Annotated in this window: 20 protein-coding genes; 2 read left to right on the plus strand and 18 right to left on the minus strand. The window is 63.5% G+C overall.

Annotation, left to right across the window (positions count from 1 at the left end; all coding sequences use genetic code 11):
* Positions 1 to 53 precede the first annotated feature (53 nt).
* The 8 genes from truA to THIVI_RS04520 all read right to left on the minus strand — a co-directional run bounded on the left by truA (position 54) and on the right by THIVI_RS04520 (position 10,540).
* Positions 54 to 860: a tRNA pseudouridine(38-40) synthase TruA gene (truA, locus tag THIVI_RS04485; RefSeq protein ID WP_014777442.1), complete on the minus strand. Its 807-nt coding sequence runs from the start codon at positions 858 to 860 to the stop codon at positions 54 to 56.
* A 19-nt stretch (positions 861 to 879) separates the two neighbouring features.
* A complete protein-coding gene (locus THIVI_RS04490) occupies positions 880 to 3,735 on the minus strand; it encodes a motility hub landmark protein FimV (RefSeq protein WP_014777443.1) in 2,856 nt (951 codons plus the stop codon).
* Between the two features lie 241 nt (positions 3,736 to 3,976).
* Complete coding sequence (gene asd, locus THIVI_RS04495; protein WP_014777444.1) at positions 3,977 to 5,092, minus strand: aspartate-semialdehyde dehydrogenase; 1,116 nt, start codon at positions 5,090 to 5,092, stop codon at positions 3,977 to 3,979.
* A gap of 64 nt (positions 5,093 to 5,156) precedes the next feature.
* Positions 5,157 to 6,242 carry a 3-isopropylmalate dehydrogenase gene (leuB, locus tag THIVI_RS04500; RefSeq protein ID WP_014777445.1) on the minus strand — a complete coding sequence of 362 codons (1,086 nt, stop codon included), beginning with the start codon at positions 6,240 to 6,242 and terminating at the stop codon, positions 5,157 to 5,159.
* Positions 6,243 to 6,443: 201 nt separating this feature from the next.
* Positions 6,444 to 7,088 carry a 3-isopropylmalate dehydratase small subunit gene (gene leuD / locus THIVI_RS04505; protein ID WP_014777446.1) on the minus strand — a complete coding sequence of 215 codons (645 nt, stop codon included), beginning with the start codon at positions 7,086 to 7,088 and terminating at the stop codon, positions 6,444 to 6,446.
* A complete protein-coding gene (gene leuC / locus THIVI_RS04510) occupies positions 7,089 to 8,498 on the minus strand; it encodes a 3-isopropylmalate dehydratase large subunit (RefSeq protein WP_014777447.1) in 1,410 nt (469 codons plus the stop codon).
* A gap of 174 nt (positions 8,499 to 8,672) precedes the next feature.
* Positions 8,673 to 9,950, minus strand: coding sequence for a serine--tRNA ligase (gene serS / locus THIVI_RS04515; RefSeq protein ID WP_014777448.1), 1,278 nt, complete (start codon positions 9,948 to 9,950; stop codon positions 8,673 to 8,675).
* A complete protein-coding gene (locus tag THIVI_RS04520) occupies positions 9,944 to 10,540 on the minus strand; it encodes a class I SAM-dependent methyltransferase (RefSeq protein WP_014777449.1) in 597 nt (198 codons plus the stop codon). The genes serS and THIVI_RS04520 overlap by 7 nt, the downstream gene beginning before the upstream one ends.
* Positions 10,541 to 10,898: 358 nt before the next feature.
* Here THIVI_RS04520 and THIVI_RS04525 point away from each other — a divergent pair, with 358 nt between their 5' ends.
* Entirely contained in the window at positions 10,899 to 11,447 is a 549-nt protein-coding gene (locus THIVI_RS04525; RefSeq protein WP_014777450.1) for a cytochrome b, read from the plus strand.
* 188 nt (positions 11,448 to 11,635) lie between these two features.
* Here THIVI_RS04525 and THIVI_RS04530 read toward each other — a convergent pair whose 3' ends face one another.
* From THIVI_RS04530 to fur, 5 genes are read right to left on the minus strand one after another with little or no spacing between them, the layout of a single operon-like run.
* Positions 11,636 to 12,832, minus strand: coding sequence for an ABC transporter permease (locus THIVI_RS04530; protein ID WP_014777451.1), 1,197 nt, complete (start codon positions 12,830 to 12,832; stop codon positions 11,636 to 11,638).
* 8 nt (positions 12,833 to 12,840) lie between these two features.
* Positions 12,841 to 14,046, minus strand: a complete 1,206-nt coding sequence (locus THIVI_RS04535; protein WP_014777452.1) for an ABC transporter permease — start codon at positions 14,044 to 14,046, stop codon at positions 12,841 to 12,843.
* Positions 14,037 to 14,726, minus strand: coding sequence for an ABC transporter ATP-binding protein (locus tag THIVI_RS04540; protein WP_014777453.1), 690 nt, complete (start codon positions 14,724 to 14,726; stop codon positions 14,037 to 14,039). Before THIVI_RS04540 ends, THIVI_RS04535 begins: the two co-directional genes overlap by 10 nt.
* Positions 14,723 to 15,904 (minus strand): efflux RND transporter periplasmic adaptor subunit, encoded by a 1,182-nt coding sequence (locus THIVI_RS04545; RefSeq protein ID WP_014777454.1) that lies wholly within the window; start codon positions 15,902 to 15,904, stop codon positions 14,723 to 14,725. Before THIVI_RS04545 ends, THIVI_RS04540 begins: the two co-directional genes overlap by 4 nt.
* A 30-nt stretch (positions 15,905 to 15,934) precedes the next feature.
* Positions 15,935 to 16,351, minus strand: a complete 417-nt coding sequence (gene fur / locus THIVI_RS04550) for a ferric iron uptake transcriptional regulator (RefSeq protein WP_014777455.1) — start codon at positions 16,349 to 16,351, stop codon at positions 15,935 to 15,937.
* Positions 16,352 to 16,485: 134 nt separating this feature from the next.
* On the opposite strand from fur, the gene THIVI_RS04555 reads away from it, so the two are divergent.
* On the plus strand, positions 16,486 to 16,977 hold the full coding sequence (locus THIVI_RS04555) for an outer membrane protein assembly factor BamE (RefSeq protein WP_041446829.1): 492 nt from the start codon (positions 16,486 to 16,488) through the stop codon (positions 16,975 to 16,977).
* Between the two features lie 63 nt (positions 16,978 to 17,040).
* Here the strand turns inward: THIVI_RS04555 and THIVI_RS04560 are convergent, their stop codons facing one another.
* The 5 genes from THIVI_RS04560 to ftsH are packed head-to-tail and all read right to left on the minus strand — an operon-like array spanning position 17,041 to position 22,411.
* Positions 17,041 to 17,340, minus strand: a complete 300-nt coding sequence (locus tag THIVI_RS04560; RefSeq protein ID WP_014777457.1) for an RnfH family protein — start codon at positions 17,338 to 17,340, stop codon at positions 17,041 to 17,043.
* On the minus strand, positions 17,330 to 17,764 hold the full coding sequence (locus THIVI_RS04565; RefSeq protein ID WP_014777458.1) for a type II toxin-antitoxin system RatA family toxin: 435 nt from the start codon (positions 17,762 to 17,764) through the stop codon (positions 17,330 to 17,332). The genes THIVI_RS04560 and THIVI_RS04565 overlap by 11 nt, the downstream gene beginning before the upstream one ends.
* A 2-nt stretch (positions 17,765 to 17,766) precedes the next feature.
* Positions 17,767 to 19,143, minus strand: coding sequence for a sodium-dependent transporter (locus tag THIVI_RS24220; protein ID WP_014777459.1), 1,377 nt, complete (start codon positions 19,141 to 19,143; stop codon positions 17,767 to 17,769).
* Between the two features lie 12 nt (positions 19,144 to 19,155).
* Positions 19,156 to 20,490, minus strand: coding sequence for a phosphoglucosamine mutase (gene glmM / locus THIVI_RS24225; protein ID WP_014777460.1), 1,335 nt, complete (start codon positions 20,488 to 20,490; stop codon positions 19,156 to 19,158).
* A gap of 4 nt (positions 20,491 to 20,494) precedes the next feature.
* A complete protein-coding gene (gene ftsH, locus THIVI_RS04580; protein WP_014777461.1) occupies positions 20,495 to 22,411 on the minus strand; it encodes an ATP-dependent zinc metalloprotease FtsH in 1,917 nt (638 codons plus the stop codon).
* Between the last annotated feature and the right edge of the window lie 26 nt (positions 22,412 to 22,437).

Below are 22,437 nucleotides of genomic sequence, written 5' to 3' on the forward strand. Positions count from 1 at the left end.
GGAGCGGTCCGGAGCCGGATCGGTGGGCTGGGAGTCGATGGGGTCGGTCGGCATCAGTCGGCGGTCGATTCCGGCAGTGGTGAAGCGGTTTCAAGTTGAGGCAGATCAAAGCGGGACGGATAATCGGCACGCACGAAATAGAGCCCCTGCGGCGGCGCCGTCACCCCGGCCAGGGTGCGGTCGCGTACCTCCAGCAATTCCCGCGTCCAGTCGACCGGTGCATCGCCCCGGCCGATGGCGATCAACACGCCAGCGATATTGCGCACCATGTGATGCAAAAAGCCATTGGCGCCGACCCGGATCGTCAGCAGGTCGTCCTGCTCGGAGAGTTCCAGATAATGAATCCGACGCACCGGGCTCTTCGCCTGACAGGCCACGGCGCGGAAACTCGAAAAATCATGTTCGCCGACCAGCGCCGCCGCGGCCAGTTGCATCCGCGCACGATCCAACGGTTCATGTACCCAGACCGCGCGGTCGCGTCGCAGAGGCGAGCGGGCGCGCTGGACCATGATGCGGTAACGGTAATGCCGGGCCATGGCGCTGAAACGCGCATGGAAATCCGCTTCGACCGGATGCGCCCAGCGCACGGCGACATCGGGCGGCAGATTCACATTGGCCCCCAGCACCCAGGAGCGCTCGCGCCGCTGTGCCCAGGTCTCGAAATGTACCACCTGTTCGAGCGCATGCACCCCAGCGTCGGTGCGTCCAGCGCAGATGACGCTCACCGGATGATCGGCGACCCGCGAGAGCGCGGCTTCCAGACAGGTCTGGACAGTACGGACTCCGGGCTGCTGGGTCTGCCAGCCGCGAAAGTCCGAGCCGTCATACTCGACGCCCAGTGCGATCCGACCGGAGATCAAGGGGTCATACCGTCAAGGCTCAAGCCAGTTTCTCCAGCAGCGCACGCGCCTCGGTCTTCTGTTCGTCGCGCCCCTCGGCGATGACCTCTTGAAGAATCTCGCGCGCCGCCTCGGCGTCGTCCATTTCGACATAGGCGCGCGCCAGATCGAGTTTGGTAGCGGTCTCGTCCCAGATTCCCGAGTCCATCTGCCACTGCGAGGAAAGGTCTTCGGTGGGAACGCTTTCCCGCTCCGACGTCAAACCCGAATCGAACCGATCCTGGCTGTCCGAGGGCGGGAGATGAGACAGATCCTCGGCGGATGGCCCCGTCCCGAGACGCTCGTTGCGTGCCAACGCAGGCTCATCGAGCAGTGTGGAATCGAACATGGAGTCCAGTTCTTCCGCCAAGTCAAGACGCGTTTCATCCAGCGTCAGCATCAATTCGGAGTCGATGCCGATCGGCTCGTGCGCGATATCCGCGAACGGATCCTGATGCAGGTCATCCTTGCGGTCGCCGGCGTGCGGCGGAAGCTCCAGATCCAGCGAATCCTCTTCAAAGACCAAATCGCCAAGACTGACCGGCTCCGACAGAATGTCGGCCAAGGTGTCGTCGCTGAATTTCAGCGGCGAATCGTCCTGTGACTCCGCTTTCTTCAGGTTCAGGGAACCCGCCACCGAATCGCCAGGTTTTTGAACGGATTCCCGATCGGCGCCCCGCGGCTGCGCGGCCAATTCGACCGGGGGAGCGGCGAGTCCCGAGCCATCGTTCCCGCCGGACTGAACCTGAGCGGAAAACTCCTGCAACCGTTTCCACTGTTCCGGCTGAGCTTGCGCGCCACCGGCCGATTCGATCGACTGCATGATCTCTTTCAGCCCCTGGGCATCCTGCGCGCCCGCATAGGCCTCGGCAAGCTTGAATTTGATGTCCAGACGATCTGGAGAAAGCTTCAACTCCTTGAAAAGAAGCTCTTTCGCCTCGCTGTGCCTCCCATAGGCGATGTAGATATCCGCCTCCGAGAGCACATCCGCCTCGTCGGTTTCGGCATCGAAATCGCTCAAGGATGACATCAACGCCAAGGGGCTTTCCGGTTCTTCCATGTCTTCATCGGCTGGAATCAGAGGCGTCTCCGAGAGCGCGGTCCGATCAACCCCCTGCCTTGAGGACGCATTGGACGCGGCTTTCTCGGCGGATACTCGCGTTGCGGGGAACCCTGTCGTCCCCTCGGTATCCGAGAAATCGAGCGTGTCCAGATACAACTCCTGCTCAACGCCTTCCTCACGGCGCCGTCTGGCCGTCACCCATGAAAAGGCCAGGATGCCAAGGGCAGCCAGACCGCCAAACCCGGCCAGGGGAAGCAATAGCGACTGCCAGCTTGAGGACGAATCAACTGAACTCGGCCCGCTCCCCTGGTTCTTGCCGGCTGGCGCGATGGGCGTCGCGGGCGATCCGGCTTGCACTGGCGACGCCTGACCGATCGCCGGGTCGGACTCCCTCGCAACCGGAGCAGGGGTCGGTATCGGTATCAACGCGGGTGTGGCGGAAGAATCGTTTGCCGCATCGCTTGCGCCTGAAACGTCAGGGTTTTCGTTGTCGGCGGCGGCGAGCGAGGCGTCGGGCAACGGCGGTTCGATCAGAGCCGAATCGCCCTCTCGCGGTGCCATGGCGGCATCCGCGGCCAACTCGCCGGACACCGCGTCCGCCAAGGCGTCGACATCCTCGGGCGAGGTCGCCGGAACATCCCGAAGCCTGTCCCCGCTCAGGACGCCGGGAGCGGCACCCGCGCCTTTGATCCGTTCGAACTCGGCGTTACGCTGCTGCAGCAGATTCTGGATATTCGCGAGTTGCGTCTCCAGTTCCTGAATTCGATTCCTTAACTCCAGCGCTTCCTGACGGGTACTTTCACTGCTCTCCAAGGCCAGTAAAAGATCCTGCTCCATCCGCGGGCTTCCCGCGGCAGCCGGAGACGTCGCGGTCGCTCCCTCGGGCGGCATCCGCGCGGCGCCTGGTGAAGTCGCGACCGCCCCAGACGTCGCCCCGGCGATTCTCAAGCGCGAAGAGAGCGCGTCCGGGGGAATCTCGGTGATCGGAGCGGTACGGACCGCACCCCCGCGCAACGCCTCGGCAAACTCGCGTTCCGCGGTAGCGGCATCGAGCGCGAACAATTCCGCGCGGGTAGGGATGATCAGCGTCTTGCCGGCAATCAGGCGATTGATGTTACCCCGAATGAATGCGCCCTGATTATTCCGGTGCAGTGCCAGGGCCGTCTGGGCCGTGGTGGCGCCAGCCGGGGCGTGATTGAGTGAGAGCCTCCAGAGACCGGCGCCTGATTCGATGGGTCCGACATAGACCGGAAACCCGTCGCCTGGGGCGGGAATATGGTTCGAGGGCGAGGCAGCAACACGCTGCGCATCCGAGGCGGATCGCGCGGCACCGGGTTTGGCGCCACTAGCCGCAGGACTATCGACGCGCGGTGCCTGGCGCTTGGCCAGGACAGGCGGATCCAGCAACACCGTATATTCCTTGATCAACTGACCGGTGGGCCAGTAGACCTCGACCAGAAAATCCAGATAGGGCTCGCGGATCGGCTCCCGGCTTGCAACGCGAATCACGGACTTCCCCTGAGACGACACCTCGGGATGGAAGGTAAGTTTGGTTAAATAGTGGAAACGCTCGATGCCGGCCTTGGAAAAGGCTTCCTGAGAAGCGAGCGAGACTTTAACGGCATCCAGTTCATCAGGCTTGACATCGTTCAGTTGGATTTCGCCGGAAAAGGGCTGATTCAGAACCGATCGCGTCTGGATACCACCCAAGCCAAGGGCGAAGGCGTCGGTGCCGGCCAAGACCATGGTCATGGTCATGGTCATGGTCGACGCTAGAATGAGCTTTCGAGACATTCTTCACCCTCGCGCACCGCGCAACGACATGAGCAACGAACGGGACGTCAGAGCCTGGCCCTGTGCGCCCGCTTGCGAGATCGCCTTTGTTTTACCATACGAATGTTATAAATGATTTAAACCGCGTTTCACAGACTGCCGTTAGTGCCATGAGACAGGGTTCACTGCCAACCCATGCTCCTCATCAACGCGGTCGAACGCGCCCATCATGCCTGAACCATCAAACCTCGTCGCGCAAGGTTCAGCGATCGAGCAGGATGGCGAGCATCCGCCGCAAGGGCTCCGCAGCGCCCCAGAGCAACTGGTCGCCAACCGTGAAGGCCGAAAGGTAGTCTTTACCCAGATTCATTTTACGCAAACGACCGATCGGGATCGTCAGGGTGCCGGTCACGGCGGCCGGAGACAACTCCCGCACGGTGCGCTCGCGGTCGTTCGGGATCAGCCGTACCCAGTCGTTGGCGTCCGTGATCGATTGCTCGATCTCGGCCATCGGGACATCGCGCGTCAGCTTGATCGTCAGCCCCTGACTGTGACAGCGCATGGCGCCTACGCGCACGCACAAGCCGTCGATGGCGAGCGGTTGCGACTCCAGACCCAGGATTTTGTTCGTCTCGGCCTGACCTTTCCACTCTTCGCGACTCTGACCATTGTCCAGTTGGGTGTCGATCCAGGGGATCAGGCTCCCCGCAAGCGGGGCGCCGAAATTGGCGGTGGGGAAACCCGCGCCCCGCATTGTCTCGGTCACACCCCGGTCGATGTCCAGGATCGCGGAGGCCGGATCCAGAAGCAGCGGCTTGACGGCATCGTTGAGCGCGCCCATCTGTTCCAGCAGTTCGCGCATGTTCTTGGCTCCGGCGCCCGAGGCGGCCTGATAGGTCATGGCGCTGACCCAGTCCACCAGCCCCGCCCGGAACAGCCCGCCGAGGGCCATCAGCATCAGGCTCACGGTGCAATTGCCGCCGATGAAGTCGCGTTTTTCGGCATCCAGCGCCGCGTCGATGACATGCCGGTTGACCGGATCCAGAACGATGGTGGCGTCCGGCGCCATGCGCAGCGTCGAGGCTGCATCCACCCAGTAACCGCCCCAGCCGCTCGCGCGCAATTGGGGATGGATCGATTTGGTGTAGTCGCCGCCCTGACAGGTGACGATCGCGTCCATGGCGCGCAGAGCGTCCAGCGATTGCGCATCCAGCAGCGGCTCGGCGCCCCGTCCGACATCCGGACCAGGCTGGCCAACCTGGGAGGTGGTGAAAAAGACCGGCTCCGCGATCCGCGCAAAGTCATTTTCCTCGCGCATCCGGTCCATCAGAACCGAACCCACCATGCCACGCCAACCGACAAAACCGACCCGCTTCATCAACCGTCCACTCCGTCAACAAGAATCTGAAAAACCGCTTGAATCGCGACACCGGAGGCGGCGATCAATCCGGCGTGGAGAGCGCCGCGACGACCGCATCGCCCATCTCGACCGTGCCGACCCGGCGCATCCCGGCCGACAGGATATCGGGGGTCCGCAATCCCTGGTCGAGCACCCGCGACACGGCGGACTCGATCCGCTCCGCCGACGCGGGCGCGCCGAGCGAATAGCGCAGCATCATGGCGACCGAGAGGATGGTCGCCAGCGGATTGGCCACGCCCCGGCCGGCGATGTCGGGCGCCGAGCCGTGAATCGGCTCGTACATGCCCTGTCCCGCCGCGTTCAGCGACGCCGATGGGAGCATGCCGATGGAGCCGGTCAGCATCGAGGCGCAATCCGACAGGATGTCGCCGAAGATGTTTCCGGTCACCATGACGTCGAACTGCTTGGGCGCACGCACCAGTTGCATGGCGGCGTTGTCGACATACATGTGAGTCAGGGCGATCTCGGGATAGTCCGCCGCCGTTTTGATCGCGACCTCGCGCCACATCTCGGTGCATTCGAGCACGTTCGCCTTGTCGACCGAACAGACCCGCTTGTCGCGCTTCATGGCGATGTCGAAGGCGACGCGGCAGATGCGTTCGACCTCGGACTCGGTGTAAACCATGGTGTTGATGCCGCGACGCTCGCCGGAGGGCAAAGTCTCGACCCCGCGCGGCTGGCCGAAGTAGATATCGCCGGTCAGTTCGCGCACGATCATGATGTCCAGCCCCGCGACCACCTCGGGCTTGAGGGTCGAGGCATCCGCCAATTGCGGATAGAGGATGGCCGGACGCAGATTGGCGAACAGACCGAGTCCGGCGCGCAGACCCAGCAACCCTTTTTCCGGGCGCTTCGAGATATGCAGCGGCTCCCACTTGGGTCCGCCAACGGCGCCGAGCAGCACGGCATCGGATGCCTTGGCCGCACTCAGTGTCTCCTCGGGCAGCGGATCGCCGACCGCGTCATAGGCCGCGCCGCCGACCAGGGCATGCTGGAGGGTCACGTCGATCGCGCCCTCGGCTTGCAGCACGTTCAAAACCTTGATCGCCTCGGCGACGATCTCCGGGCCGATGCCGTCGCCCGCGACGACCAGAATGTTCTTGCTCAACAGTGGTTCTCCAAAGTAAACCGCGTCCCGCGCGATAGGCGTTGTTGCAGGTGATTCCGGCCTTACGGCAATCAGAGACAATCGGTGAGACGCGGTTTACATGATAAAAATAAAATATTTAAACCGCGTCAGCGACAACGTTTGTGGATGAACGCAACATTGCGCCAATACACAAACATCGCATGCCATGCCGGACGCGGTTTAAGCGCCAATGAATACCCAGGGCGCCTCGCTCCGACGGCGTTCCTCGTAGGCGCGGATCGCATCGACCTGCTTCAGGGTCAGACCGATATCGTCGAGCCCCTCGATCAGGCAATGTTTGCTGCCCGCCTCGACCGTGAACGGAATGCAGGTTGCGTCGTCCAGCGTCAGGGTCTGCGCGGGCAGATCGACCGCGATCCGCAGCGGGCTCTCGCCCGTTGCCTGCTCGAACAGCCCGTCCACCACCTTACTGTCCAGCACAATGGGCAGAATGCCGTTTTTGAAACAGTTATTGAAAAAGATGTCGGCGAAGCTCGGCGCCAGAATGACCCGGAAACCGAAGTCGGCCAGCGCCCAGGGCGCATGCTCGCGCGAGGAACCGCAGCCGAAATTCTCGCGCGCCAGCAGGATCTCGGCCTGGCCGTAACGTGGATCGTTGAGCACGAACGTCGGATTCAAGGGCCGATCGGTGCAATCCATCTCCGGCTCGCCATGGTCCAGATAGCGCAGTTCGTCGAACAGATAGGGACCGAAGCCGGTCCGCTTGATGCTTTTCAGAAACTGCTTCGGGATGATGGCGTCGGTGTCCACATTGGCCCGGTCCAGCGGCGCGACGACGCCCGTGAAATTCTTGAACGGTTCCATTTACAGCGCCCTCACATCGACGAAATGACCGGCCACCGCGGCGGCCACGGCCATGATCGGACTCACCAGATGGGTCCGTCCGCCCTGCCCTTGCCGCCCCTCGAAATTGCGGTTGGAAGTGGAAGCGCAGCGCTCGCCCGGTTCAAGCCGGTCGGCGTTCATCGCCAGGCACATGGAACAACCCGGCTCGCGCCACTCGAAACCGGCCGCGGTGAAAATCTTGTCGAGCCCCTCGGCCTCGGCCTGTTCCTTCACCAGACCGGAGCCCGGCACCACCAGCGCCAGCTTGATGCGGTCGCTGACCTTGCGGCCTCGGGCGACCTCGGCGGCGGCGCGCAGATCCTCGATCCGCGAATTGGTGCAGGAGCCGATAAAGACCTTGTCGGGACGGATGTCGGTGATCGGCATCCCGGCGGTCAGGCCCATGTAGTCGAGCGCGCGACGGATGCCGCCGGCCTTGACCGGATCGGACTCGGCGTCCGGATCGGGCACCCGACCGTCGATCGGCAGCACCATTTCCGGCGAGGTTCCCCAGGTCACCTGCGGCTGGATACTGGCCGCGTCCAGGTCCACCACCCGGTCGAACGCGGCGCCCTCATCGCTGACCAGGGAGCGCCAGTGCGCGGCGGCGCGCTCGAACAGCTCGCCGGTCGGCGCGTAAGGGCGTCCGCGCATGTACTCGATGGTCTTCTCGTCGACCGCGATCAGTCCTGCGCGAGCACCCGCCTCGATGGTCATGTTGCAGACCGTCATGCGCCCTTCCATCGAGAGCGCGCGAATGGCGTCGCCGCCGAACTCGATCACGTAGCCGGTGCCGCCCGCAGTGCCGATCTCGCCGATGATGGCCAGCACGATGTCCTTGGCGGTCACGCCCGGACCGAGCGCACCGTTCACGCGGATCAGCATGGTCCGGGACGGACGCTGGATCAGACATTGGGTCGCCAGCACATGCTCGACCTCGGAGGTGCCGATGCCGAAGGCCAGCGCGCCGAAGGCGCCGTGCGTGGAGGTGTGCGAATCGCCGCAGACCACGGTACTGCCCGGCAGCGTGAAACCCTGTTCGGGTCCGATCACATGCACGATGCCCTGACGATGATCGCCCATGCCGAATTCGGTGATTCCGAAGGTCGCGCAATTGGTGCCGAGCGCCGCGACCTGAATACGCGCCACCGGATCGGCGATCCCGGCGGAGCGCTCGCGGTCGGTCGTTGGAACATTATGGTCCGGCACGGCCAGGTTGGCCGACACGCGCCAGGGTTGACGGCCGGCCAGCCGCAAACCCTCGAACGCCTGGGGCGAGGTGACTTCGTGGACCAGTTGACGATCGATATAGAGCAGGGCCGTGCCATTGTCGTCGACGCGGACGACATGCTCGTCCCAGAGTTTGTCGTAGAGAGTCTTGGCGCCCATGGCCCAACCTCAATGCAAAAAATGGAATCGACTAGGATAGTCGGGGAGCGGGGCAAACTCAAATCCGGACTGCCCACCGAATGACCCTGGGATCGCCGAATTGCACTCGGCTCCCCGCCCGACGGGCCGGAGTCAGAGGTCGAGTACAACTCGGCGATCCCGGATGGACGTGGCTTAGACGCCGAGCCGCTCCAGACCGCCCATGTAGGGCCGCAGCGCTTCCGGAATGCCGATGCCGCCGTCTGCCTGCTGATAGTTCTCCAGCACGGCGACCAGGGTACGCCCGACCGCCAGCCCAGAACCATTGATGGTGTGGACCAGCTCGGGCTTGCCGGTTTCGGGATTGCGCCAGCGCGCCTGGAGTCTGCGTGCCTGGAAGTCGCCGAAATTGCTGCACGAGGAGATTTCGCGATAGGTCTGCTGACCGGGGAGCCAGACTTCCAGGTCGTAGGTCTTGCGCGCGGAGAAGCCCAGATCGCCGGTGCAGAGCGTCACCACCCGATAGGCCAGTCCCAGCCGTTGCAGGATGGTTTCGGCATGGCCGGTGAGCGCTTCGAGCGCCTGGAGCGACTCCTCGGGGCGCGTGACCTGGACCAGTTCCACCTTCTCGAACTGATGCTGGCGGATCATGCCGCGCGTGTCCTTGCCGTAGGAACCCGCCTCGCTGCGAAAACAGGGCGTATGCGCGACCCATTTGCGCGGCAGATCGGCGGCCTCGAAAATCACGTCGCGCGCCAGGTTGGTGACCGGCACCTCGGCGGTGGGGATGAGATAGAGCGTCTTCTCGCCCGGCACCTTGAACAGATCCGCCTCGAATTTGGGCAACTGCCCCGTGCCCTGGAGACTCTCGGCATTGACCAGATAGGGGACGTAGGTCTCGGTGTAGCCGTGTTCGCCGGTGTGAGTGTCGAGCATGAACTGGATCAGCGCCCGATGCAGCCGGGCCAGCGGGCCGGAGAGCACCACGAAACGCGAGCCGGTGACCTTGGCCGCCAGATCGAAATCCATCCAGCCGTTGACCGCGCCCAGGTCGACATGATCCTTGGGAGCAAAGTCGAAGACCGGCGGTTCGCCCCAACGCCGTTCCTCGCGGTTGTCCGCTTCGTTCCGACCGTCGGGGACGCTCGCGTCGGGCAGATTGGGCAGAGCCAGGCTGATGGCGCCGACCTCCTGCTGAATCTCGCTCAGACGCGCATCGGCGGCCTTGAGTCGTTCGCCAAGGTCGGACACCTCGGCCAACAGGGGTTGAATATCCTGCCCGGACGCCTTGGCCTGACCGATCGTCTTGGAGCGGGTGTTGCGCTGGTTTTGCAATTCCTGAACCGCGATCTGCAAGCTCTTGCGTTCCGCTTCCAACGCCTCGAAACGCGATTTGTCCAGGATCAGGCCGCGCCGGGCCAACTGCTCGGCGACGCGGTCGAGATCGGTCCGCAATAAACGTGGATCTAGCATTCTCGTGCCTGCTTCTTGATGAAAGCCGTCGTGAAATCGCCCGCCAGATAGCCTTCCTCGATCCGACAATCGGCTTCGAGCTCCTGGCCAAGACGCTTGATCTCGCGTGGCAGGTAGAAATTGTAAATGGGCGAGGTGTTCCAGCCTTTCAGCAGATTGAAAACGAATCCAGTCTTGCTGGCGGCATAGCAATGGCGAATGAACCGGTCGCTCTCTTCGCGAGTCAGGTTGTTCATGGCGCCGCTACAGAGATAATAATCGGCTATCGGCAGCGAATCGTTCAGGACATCGAGAATCCGAATCTCGCAACCGGTGCGCCTGCGCGCGATTTCCACCATGGGTTCCATCGCATCCAGACCGAGATAACGTCCCGGCCTCTCGCCGCGACGTTCCAGGTAGCAATAGAAATCGCCGAATCCGCAACCGGCGTCCACCAGCGTCAGGCCGGAGAGATCATCCGGCAGCAGGTCACGCAGAACTCTGAACCGGACCTCCTGGGTCTCGGTGGAATTCCAGTGCACACCCTTGGCGGTCTCGCCATGCACCGCCAGCGCGCTGCGATAGAAAGCGTCATGATCGACTCTTGGCATCTTGGTGATTCTCGACAGTTCCAGGGGAAACCGCTCCGCGTTTCGCCGATCGTCATTGGTCGACTTGCGGCCGGGACTAGGAGAAGGCGACGCTCGCCACCCTGGACGCGGTTTCATACCCAACAAATAAAATCCATGATCGCAGGTAAGTTTATCACTCATCCCTGGCCAACTTACGCCTTCCCTTCGAGAACCATCAGGCCCAACGTCGAAAACCGACGCAAGCCCTCGGGAGATTGTTTTAAGATTCAGGAGGAGGATGATCCTCGACGTTCCGTTTATCATGTTGCGCCGGTTCGCTGACGAGCCGATCTCTGCCATCACGTGACCCTGTTCATTATTTCACGAGGAGACAACCTTGACGATTCAACGCTATACCTTACTGCAACGGCTGCTTCACTGGCTGATTGCCCTGATGGTCTTTGGCCTGCTTGCCGCCGGATTCACCTTCTGGAGCCTGGGCTATGAAGGCACCGTGGGTCTGTTCGGCGAGGAACTGACCAACATGCTGTACAAAATCCACAAGACCTTCGGCATCCTGCTGCTCCTGCTGATGATTGCGCGCATCGCGCTGCGGCGCGTCTCGCCGGCGCCGCCCCATGACCCGCCGCTCAGTGGCGTCGAGCGTATGGTTGGCGGCGGCATCCACCTGCTGCTCTATGCGTTGTTGATTGGATTGCCGATCGGCGGCTGGCTCGCGACCGCGGCCTCGGGTTATCCCATCCAGTTCTTCGACCTGACCCTGCCGGGAATCATTGGCGAAAATAAGGAGTTGGGCGCAACCCTGTTTTTCTATCACGGCATCGGCGGATTGGTCGTGCTCGGATTGGTGCTGGTGCACACTGCCGCCGGACTCAAGCATTGGCGCCTGAAGGATGGAATCATGACCCGGATCAGTCTGCCCTGATCCAAGCCGTTCGTGGCGAAAGCACTCGCCCCTGCCTGAAGCCGTTCGTGGTGAGTCCTGAGCCCGTCGAAGGGTCGAACCACGAACGGCTTCACGCTCCGAGTCTGAGGATTTCCCGAAAATCGCCTTCACTGTCAGCCCGCCTTCGTCCCCCTCCCACGCACCAAGAATCCATCGCTCGCGACCTCCTACTCGTCCCGCAAGGCGGCGACCGGATCCAGCGCGGCGGCGCGCAGCGCCGGAACCACGCCGGCGGCCAGTCCGATCAGTCCGGCGGTGACCTCGGCGAGGATCACGAAATCCCAGGCGGTGTGGGTCGGGAGAGCCGGCACCAGAACGCCGATCAGCCAGGCCCCGCCAGCCCCCGCCAGAAAACCGATGGCACCGCCCAGCAGGGCGAGCAGCACCGCTTCGAGCAGAAAGAGGGCGAGGATCTGATCGCGGGAGGCCCCCAGCGCGCGCAGCAGCCCGATCTCGCGGCGGCGCTCCTGGACCGCGATAGTCATGACGGTCAGAATCCCGACCCCACCGACGACCAGCGAGATGGCCCCGAAGGCCCCGACCACCAGGGTGAGCACGTCCAGCACCGAGCCCAGGACATCGAGCATCTGATCCTGAGTGGTCACGGTGAAGTCCTCGCGGCTGTGGCGACGCGCCATCAGGCTGCGCACCCGCTCGGCGACCGCGGCGCTCTCGGCCTGGCGGTTGTAGAGCAGGTCGATCTCCATCAGGCTCTCGCGGTTGAAGAGCGCAAGCGCCCGCTCCACCGGAATGAACACCGTGTCATCGAGGTCGAACCCGAGCATCTGGCCCTTGGAGGCCATGACGCCGATGACCCGGAAGGGCTCGCCGCCGACGCGGATCCGCGCACCAAGCGGCGAAGCGCCGCCAAAGAGTTCCCGGTTGAGCGTCGAGCCGAGCACCGCGAAGGCGCGTGAGCGATCGGAATCATCCGGTAAAAAACGCCCGAGCGCCGGGGCCATGGACCAAATCTCCGGTACCCGATGTCCGGCGCCGAACACCAGAGCGCGACGACTCGTCCCGCCAAACTCCACCGCCGCGTTGCCCTGCACGACCGGCACCACGGCCTCCACGTCCGGCACCTGCTCCAGCGCACGGGCATCCTCTCGGCTCAATGGACGCACGCTTGAGATCATGGCGCCCGAGAGCCCGAAGGTACTGGTCTTGCCGGGGGTGACGGCGATCAGATTGGTGCCGAACTGGGTGAATTCGGCCAGCACGAAACGGTGGATGCCCTCGCCGATGGCGGTCAGCAGCACCACCGCCGCCACGCCGATGGCGATCCCGATCACCGTCAAGAGACTACGCCCGCGCCGAGCACGGACGGCGGCGACTGTGTAGGCGGTCAGATCGGGGACACGCATGGCTCGTTTCAACGTCCCGACAGTGCCACGATGGGATCCAGTCGCGCCGCCCGCCGAGCCGGCAGCCAGCCGAAGATCAGCCCGGCCGTCAACGCAACGCCCGTTGTCGCCGGCGTGGCCCAGGGAGGAACCACGAGTTGAAACGCCTCGAAACGGTCGTTGAAGAGCCAGATGCCGCCTTGGGCCAGCATTAGCCCCAGGAGGGTTCCGGCGCCAGCCAGGAGCAGCGCCTCGGTGAGAAAGAGTCCCATCACCTGACGCTCGCCAGCGCCCAATGCCTTGAGCAGACCGATCTCCTCGGTGCGCTGCGAGACCGCAACCAGCATCACGTTCATGATCAGCACCCCGGCCACCGTCAGGCTGATGGCGGCGATTCCCGTCACCGCCAGGGTGAGCGCGCCAAGGATGCGATCGAAGGTGCCGAGCAACGCATCCTGAGTGATCACGGTGACATCGTCCTCGCCCTCGTGACGCGCGCGGACGATGTCGCGGATGTCCGTGGCGGCGGCGTCCAGGGCATGACGCCCGCTGGCCTGGACCAGGATGCGGAAGAGGGCCGGATTGTCGAACAGCGCCTGGGCGGAGGCGACCGGAATCACCGCCAGATCGCCCAGATCGTCGCCCAGCGAGACGCCGCCCCCGGCCAGCAGACCGATGACCCGGAAGCGCCGATCGCCGATCCGAACTGTGCGCCCCACCGGATTGACCTTACCAAAGAGTTCGTGGGCAAGGGTCTCGCCCAGCACCGCGACCGGTCGCGCCCGCGCCGCATCGCCCTCGGGCAGGAAACGCCCCACCGCCATCTCCAGGTTGCGCACCGCGAGAAAATCGCTGGTGGAGCCAAGGATGGTGACCTCCCGCTCCAGGCTCCCCACCGACACTGGCGCCATGCCGATCGTCACCGGCGCAATCCGCGCGATGGAACGCGAGCGCAGCAAGGCCACGGCATCCTCCAAGGTCAGATCGCGCGGCGTCTCGCCCATCAGGGGCGGCGGCCCGCCGGTGGTCTCGCTACGCCCCGGAATGACGATCAGGAGATGCGTACCAAGCCCGGTGAACTGATCCAGCACATAGCGCCGCGCGCCCTCGCCCACCGACGACAGGATCAGCACCGCCGAGGTTCCCAGCGCCATCGCGAGCAGGGTCAGCCCAGCGCGGCTGGGAGCGGCGAACAGCGCGCGGCGGGCGCTGTCCAGGGTGTCGCTCAGGCGCATGACCCGGCGGCCGTTTCATCCGCCACCACCGCGCCATCGACCATCTGGATACGCCGGCGGGCGCGGGCACCGAGGGCCGGATCATGGGTGACCAGCACCAGAATCAGACCCTTGTCGTTCAGTGCCTCCAGGATCTGGATCACCTCCTCGCCCGAGGCGCGGTCGAGATTGCCGGTCGGCTCGTCGGCCAGGATCAGGCTGGGCTCCATGACCGTGGCGCGCGCGATGGCGACCCGCTGACGCTGACCGCCGGAGAGCTGATCGGGACGATGGCCGGCGCGCGGCGCGAGTCCCAGTGCGTCGAGGATCTTTTCCACCCGCGGACGGCGTTCGCGCGGCGCGAGACCGGCGAGCACGAGTGGCAGTTCGACATTGGCGAAGGCCGTCAGTCGGGGGATCAGGTGGAAGGATTGAAAGACGAATCCGATCTTTTCCCGGCGCAGCCGCGCGCGCGCCTCTTCGTTCAGCGTCGTGGTCTCAACGCCGTCGAACCGATAGCTGCCAGCGTCCGGATGGTCCAGCAGCCCCAGGAGATTAAGCAGCGTGGTCTTGCCGGAGCCCGATGGCCCCATGATCGCCACATAATCGCCGGGCTCCAGATCCAGGGTCAGACCGCGCAGGGCGTGTACTCGCTGGTCGCCGACCTGAAAGATCCGCTGCAAACCGGCGAGCGCGATCATGGCCCGGACGCCCCGGAGCCGGCGGCTGGGGGCGATGACTCGTCCACCGCCAACGCGCCCGGTTCGACGCCTTCCCGATCCAGGGACAGGACGATCCGCTCGCCCTCCTCCAGCCCGGCGATCACCTGCGTCCGCTCCCAGTTGCTCAGCCCAATCCCGAGCTCGCGTGCCTCGATCCGGCCGCTGGCCGTCAGCACCAGAACGCTCGGCGGCTGACCCGCCCGGATGGCGGCAGTCGGGATTGCCAGGACCGACTCGCGCCGCTCCAGCACGATCTCGACATCCGCGCTGTAGCCAGCCAGCAGCGGGCTGTCGACGGGCGGTTCGTCGAGTTCCACCTCCACCTCGACGGTGCGAGACTGCTTCTCCTGGTCCAGAACATAGGGTGCGATCCGCCGCACCCGACCTGGAAAGACACGCTCGCCAAAGGCATCCAGGGTCACTCGAACGCCTTGACCGACACGTACACTGGAGGCGTCGACCTCGTCGATAGGGGCCGAGATGTAGTAACAGGCATCGTCGATCAGGTCGACGGCCGGAGGGGTGGGGATGCCGGGCGGAGAGGGCGTGACGTATTCGTTCAGTTCCCCGGAAACCTCGGCGACAATCCCATCGAAGGGGGCCAGGAGCCGGGTACGCTCCAGTTCCGCCCGGGCCACGCCGAGCCGGGCATCGCCGACCCGCGCGGTGGCACGGGCCGCCTCGCAGTTAGCCTTGCCGGCCGCGGCGGCGGTGACGGCCCGGTCCACTTCTTCCTCGGAGGCCATGCGTCGCTCCTGAAGCTGGCGCTGACGGTCCGCCTCCCGTTGGGCGTTGTCGGCGTTCAAGCAGATCGCGCGGGCGCGCGCGGTATCCGCCTCCGACTCGCGCTCCGCGAGCGTCGCCCGCGCCCGAAGATCCTGGTTCCAGAGTTCCAGCAGAAGCTGACCGCCATGGACCCGGTCCCCTTCCTTGACCTTCAGGCGGGCGATCTGGCCGCCCGCGCCAGGCGCGAGCCGGGCCCGACGACAGGCACTGACGGTGCCTGCCCGGGTGTTGGCCACAATCTCTTCCACGGCTTCGATCGCAACCGATTGCAACCGCACCGCGATCGGCTGCGGTTGCGCGCTGTACCACCAGGCCGCCACCGCCGCGCTGGCAAGTCCCAAGATCGGCAGAGGCTTCAGGGGGATGGTCATACGCGTTCCGCGACCCTGCTTCAACCTGGCTCAGCGCGCATTCTGGCACCCGGTGCAGAGACCATAGACGACCAGCGTGTGATCCTCGATCCGAAAACCATGCTCGGCCGCAATCGCGATCTGCCGAGCCTCGATCAGAGGATCGACGAATTCCACGATCTTGCCGCATTTGATGCAAACAAGATGATCGTGATGACTGCCGCTGTTGAGCTCGAAGACCGATTGTCCGCCTTCGAAATGGCGGCGGACCACCAGCCCCGCGCCTTCGAACTGAGTCAGGACGCGATAAACGGTCGCCAATCCGATCTCCTCGTTCTGGCTCAGGAGTTCCTTGTAGACATCCTCGGCTCTTAGATGCCGCTTTCCGCTGCGTTCGAGAATTCCCAGAATCTTGACCCGTGGCGCCGTGACCTTGAGGCCGGCCTGTTTGATCTGCTGATTTTCCAATTCTATTCCCCGTCATGCGCTAGAACGACCAGGATCGGTCGAATCGAACCTTGATTGACATACGCGCCCCGTGATCGGGAGTCGACGCTGCTGTATGATGAAGCGGTTTAGCGCAAACTCATCCTTAGAGCAAGATGCGAAAGATTTTCAGTTTACCCATGATCGGCTGTCTGGTTCTGCTCGCCGCCTCCGGTTGCGCGAGTGAACGGAAACCAGACGAGTACCGTGCGTCACTCCTGGAAGACCTGCCATTCGTCTATAAGATGACGGTCCAGCAGGGCAATATCCTCACCGAGGAGATGGTCGACAGCCTGGAGCTTGGCATGACCCGGCGTCAGGTGAGTTTTCTGCTCGGCACCCCGCTGCTGGCGGACTTTTTCCACGGCGATCGCTGGGATTATGCCTACACCATCAAACGCGGCCATCAGCCCATGGAAAAGCGTTTTCTCACGCTGCATTTCCAGGACGATGCGCTCACGCGTATCGAGGGAGACATCCGGCCTAATGCCAAGCGAGGCGAGTCGCGCGAACCACGGGAAATCGTGGTGTCGGTTCCAGATCACCAGGAGCGGAAAGGTCTATTGACAAGGAGTTTGCAAACCATTGGACTCGAACCCAAGGAGTAATCCCCGTCCGCATGGACATGCGACGTTGCCGGATTGGTCAGGCATCGCCCGAACCGCTCCGCGTCATGGATGAGTCAGTCGATCTTCCTGGGCGCGTCGCCTGCGCGCTTCCTTCGGATCGGCGATCAAGGGACGGTAGATTTCGACCCGATCGCCATCTTCCAGGAGTCGGTCGAGTTTGACCTGCCTGCCGAAGATCCCGACCTTGTTGCTGTCCAGATCGATGTCGGGAAACCGCGCCAGCACTCCGGATTGCTCGATCGCCTCCCGCACCCGCACACCGACCCGAACGTCGAGATGACGCAGAATCTGATCGTCTTCCCCGACATAGGCCACGGAAACATGGAGGTAATCAGTCCCCATAGACCTCGTCGGCGCGTTTGCAGAAGGCATCCACCAGCGAGTTGGCGATCTGGCTGAAAACGGCCCCGAACGCCTTGTCGATCAGGCGTCCCGAAAACTCGAAGTCCAGTTCCAGTTCCACCTTCGAGGCATCCTCGCGTAGCGGAATGAAATTCCAACCGCCCACCAGTTTGCGGAAGGGGCCATCGAGCAGATCGATATCCATGCGTCGATCCCGCTCGAACCGATTGCAGGTGCTGAAGGTCTGATGAATCCCCATCCGAGCCACCTCGATCCGCCCGCAGATCCTGTCCTCGGTTTCGGAAATCACCTGGGTGCTCTGACACCAGGGCAAAAACTTCGGATAGGATCCCACGTCATACACGAGATCGAACATCTGCGATGCCGAGTGCGGCACCAAGGCACTTTTTCTAACGATAGCCACGACTACCCCAAACCAATCAGCTTCAAAAGACCGACGGCATTCAATAAAACGATGGCCACGGCAATCGGGGCGACATAGCGGATCAGCAACCACCACAGGCGATAGCCGACCCCGTCGCCCAAGCGAAGCTCGTCGATGGAGGAAGACCTTGCCAGCATCCAGCCGGCAAAGATGGCGATCAGCACGCCTCCGAGCGGCAGCATCACATTGGCCGCGACGAATTCGCACAGATCCATGAAGCCCAAGCCGAACAGCGTCAGGTCCGACCAGAGGTTCAGGGAGAGCAGCGAGGCGATGCCGAGCAACCAGACCGCTACGCCTGCCAGCATCGCGGCGCGCACCCGACTGAAACCACGGTTTTCGACCAGCCAGGCAACCATTGGCTCCAGCAGAGAGATCGCCGAGGTCCAGGCGGCAAACACCAGTAGCAGGAAGAACAGGGTGCCGAAGAATTGCCCGCCCGGCATCTGACCGAAGGCGATCGGCAACACCTTGAAGACCATGCCGGAACCCAATTGAGGCGCTAGGTCATTGGCGAAGACGAGCGGAAAGATCGCCAGTCCGGCAAGGATGGCGACCAGGGTATCGGTTCCGGCGATGATCACGACGCTGGTGGCGATCGAGGAACGGCTGTTCAGATAGGAGCCGTAGACCATGATGGCGCCCATGCCGAGGCTCAGGCTGAAAAACGCCTGGCCCATGGCGCTCAGGATGCCTTCGGTCCCCAACTTGCTGAAGTCCGGCCGGAAGAGATACGTGGCGCCCTCCACGAAATGCCCGGAGGTCATCGCATAGCCAACCATCGCGACCAGCAGCAGGAACAGCGCCGGCATCATGAAACGCACCGAACTCTCCAGTCCGTTCGCCACGCCGCGCGCCACGACCGCAACCGACATCACCATGAAGATGCTGTGCCAGGCGAGTAGCGCCTCGGGATCGGCAATGAATTGACCGAACATCAGGCTGACCGTCTCGGCATCCACGCCCGCGAAGGCGCCGCCAGCCGCGCGAAAGACATAGGCCATGGTCCAGCCGGCAACCACGCTGTAGAACGAGAGGATGAGAAATCCGGCGACGATGCCCATCCAGCCCAACAGTTGCCAGGCGGGGCTACGGCCCTCTTGGGTGGCCAGCAGGCGCATGGTGTTGATCGGGCTCTGACGCCCGCGCCGGCCCAGCATGATCTCGGCCATCATGATCGGGATACCGATCGCGGCCACGCAGATCAGATAAACCAGGACAAAGGCACCCCCGCCATACTCGCCGGCGGTGTAGGGAAATCGCCAGATATTGCCCAGTCCGACCGCGGAACCGGTGGCGGCCAGAATGAACGCCATCCGGGTCGACCACATGCCATGGATGGAGGTCGTCGCTGTCACCTGAATCTCCCGCTAGAGAGCGATCTGTTCGCGCACGGCATTGGCCAACCACTCGGCAAGGCGGCTCACCTGCTCGTCGTCCACGCCCTCGACCATGACCCGCACCAGCGGTTCGGTGCCGGAAGGGCGCAGCAGTACCCGGCCGCGTCCGGCGAGTTCGCGTTCGGCGGTGGCGAGAGCATCCTGAATCGCGGGCAGTCCAACGATGTCGCGGCGCTCGTCGAGCCGAACGTTGAGCAGGACTTGCGGATAGAGTTCGACCTCGGCGCACAGTTCGTCAATGCCGGCGTCGAGTCGCTGGAGCGCGGCGAGCACCTGGAGCGCCGCCACGATGCCATCCCCGGTACTGGTGCGGTCGCGGCAGATGATGTGCCCGGAAGGTTCGCCGCCGAGGATGCCATCCGTGAGTTTAAGCTGTTCCATGATGTAACGGTCGCCGACCCTGGTCCGCGCGAAACCGATGTCCAGGCGCGTCAGGGCATGCTCGAACCCGAGATTGCTCATCAGGGTTCCCACGACCTCGCCGCGCATGGTCCCCGCCATCTTCCGGGACTTGGCGATGATATAGATGAGCTGGTCGCCATCGAGCAGATGACCCCTGGAATCGCACATCAGAACGCGATCGCCGTCCCCATCGAAGGCGATCCCCAAAGTGGCCCCTTGCTCGACCACGGCCCTGCACAGTGCCTCGGGTTTGGTGGAACCCACCTCGCGGTTGATGTTGAATCCATCGGGTTCGGTGCCGAGACGCACGACTTGGGCGCCAAGCTCCTCGAAGACGTGCGGGGCGGTGTTATAGGTCGCTCCGTTGGCGCAATCGACGACAATTTTATAATCGCGGAAGTTCATTGACGCTGGAATCGTGCCCTTGCAGAACTCGATATAGCGTCCGTTCGCGTCCTCCACCCGCTGGACTTTGCCCAGTTCGCTCGAAGCGACGGTGCGCAGCGGTTTGTCGAGCTCGGCCTCGATGGCCAGTTCGACCTCGTCGGGCAACTTATCGCCGTCGGCCGAGAAGAATTTGATTCCGTTATCCTGATAGGGATTGTGCGAGGCGGTGATCACGATGCCGGCGGAAGCCCGAAAGGTCCGGGTCAGATAGGCCACGCCGGGGGTCGTCATGGGTCCGAGCAGCCGGATGCTCACGCCCGCGGCCACAAGCCCTGCCTCCAGGGCCGACTCGAACATGTAGCCGGAGATCCGGGTGTCCTTGCCGATCAGGATCTTGCCGCGTCCGTTCCCGAGCACGCGCCCGGCGGCCCAGCCCAGCTTTAAAACGAAATCCGGGGTGATATAGCCCTCGCCGACTCGCCCGCGAATGCCATCGGTGCCGAAATAGTGACGCATGGGCTCAATGTTCCTCCGCCGGCCGACCAACCGGTCCTTCCGCCATCGCGCTGGCGACCCCCGAGGCTCCGCCATGACGCTCGGCCGGACGCGCCGGTTCGTCATCCTCCCAATCCTTGGGCGGACGCGGCGTGCGGCCTTCCATGATGTCGTCGATCTGCGCCGCGTCGATGGTCTCGTACTTCATGAGCGCGCCCACCATGGCGTGGAGTTTGTCCATGTTCTCGATGAGGATCGTCCTCGCGCGCTCGTAGTTGCGCTCGACCAGATGACGGATTTCCTCGTCGATCAGATGCGTGGTCTCGTCCGAAACGCTCTTGTGCTGCGTGACCGAATGCCCAAGAAAGACTTCCTGTTGCTCGTCGCTGTAGGTGAGCGGACCCAGTTTGTCCGACAAGCCCCACTTGGTCACCATGTTGCGCGCGATTTCGGTGGCGCGATGGATGTCGTTCTGCGCGCCCGTGGTGACGCTCTCGACGCCGTAGACCAGTTCTTCCGCCAGACGCCCGCCGAAGAGGCTGGAAATATTGCTCTCCAGACGCTGCTTGCTGTAGCTGAAACGATCCTCCTCGGGCAGGAAGAGCGTCACGCCCAAGGCGCGGCCGCGCGGGATGATGCTGACCTTGTGCACCGGATCGTGATCCGGCACCAGACGACCGACGATGGCATGGCCGGACTCGTGAACGGCGGTGAGCCGTTTTTCGTCCTCGGTCATGACCATGGAGCGGCGTTCCGCGCCCATCATGATCTTGTCCTTGGCCTTCTCAAGGTCGTCCATCTCGACCAGCTTCTTGTTGGAACGTGCCGCGAAGAGCGCCGCCTCGTTGATGAGGTTCGCGAGATCCGCGCCGGAAAATCCCGGCGTGCCGCGTGCCAGGATCGACGCCTTGACATCCTCGGCGGCCGGAATCTTGCGCATGTGGACCTTCAGAATCTGCTCGCGACCGCGCACATCGGGCAAGGGCACCACCACCTGACGGTCGAAACGACCGGGACGCAGCAGGGCCGGATCGAGCACGTCGGGGCGGTTGGTCGCCGCGATCACGATCACGCCCTCGTTGCCCTCGAAGCCGTCCATCTCCACCAGCAACTGGTTCAGCGTCTGCTCGCGCTCGTCGTGTCCGCCGCCCAGACCGGCGCCACGGTGACGCCCGACCGCGTCGATCTCGTCGATGAAGATGATGCAGGGCGCGTGCTTCTTGGCCTGCTCGAACATGTCGCGAACGCGCGAGGCGCCCACGCCGACGAACATCTCCACAAAGTCGGAGCCTGAAATGTTGAAAAAGGGTACCTTCGCCTCGCCGGCGATGGCGCGCGCCAGCAGGGTTTTGCCGGTTCCCGGCGGGCCGACCATCAGCACGCCCTTGGGGATCTTGCCGCCGAGCTTCTGGAACTTGGTCGGATCGCGCAGGAAGTCGACCATCTCGACGACCTCCTCCTTGGCCTCCTCGGCGCCGGCCACATCCTGAAAGGTGACCTTCACCTGATCCTCGGAGAGCAGTCGCGCCCGGCTTTTGCCGAAGGACATGGCGCCTCGCCCGCCCGCCCCGCCCTGCATCTGGCGCATGAAAATAATCCAGATGCCGATCAGGATGAGCAACGGGAACCAGTTGATCAGAAGCTGCATCAGCACCGACTGCTTCTCGGGCGGCGCGGCCTTGATGACGACATTGTTGTTCAGCAGATCGCCGACCAGCCCGTCGTCGCCAGGGCTATAGGTCGTGAAGCGCTGACCGGAGGCATTGACGCCTTCGATACGCCGACCTTGAATGGTGACTTCCTTGACCGAGCAGGCCTTCACATGCTCGATGAAATCCGAATAATTCAGATTGCGGGGGACCGATTGCGTGGTGGTGAAATTATTGAACACGGACATCAGCACGATGGCGATGACCACCCAAAGCAGTAAATTTTTCGCCATGTCACTCACGGCATCTGACCCCTGAT

Source organism: Thiocystis violascens DSM 198, from assembly GCF_000227745.2.
Taxonomy (GTDB): Bacteria; Pseudomonadota; Gammaproteobacteria; order Chromatiales; family Chromatiaceae; genus Chromatium; species Chromatium violascens.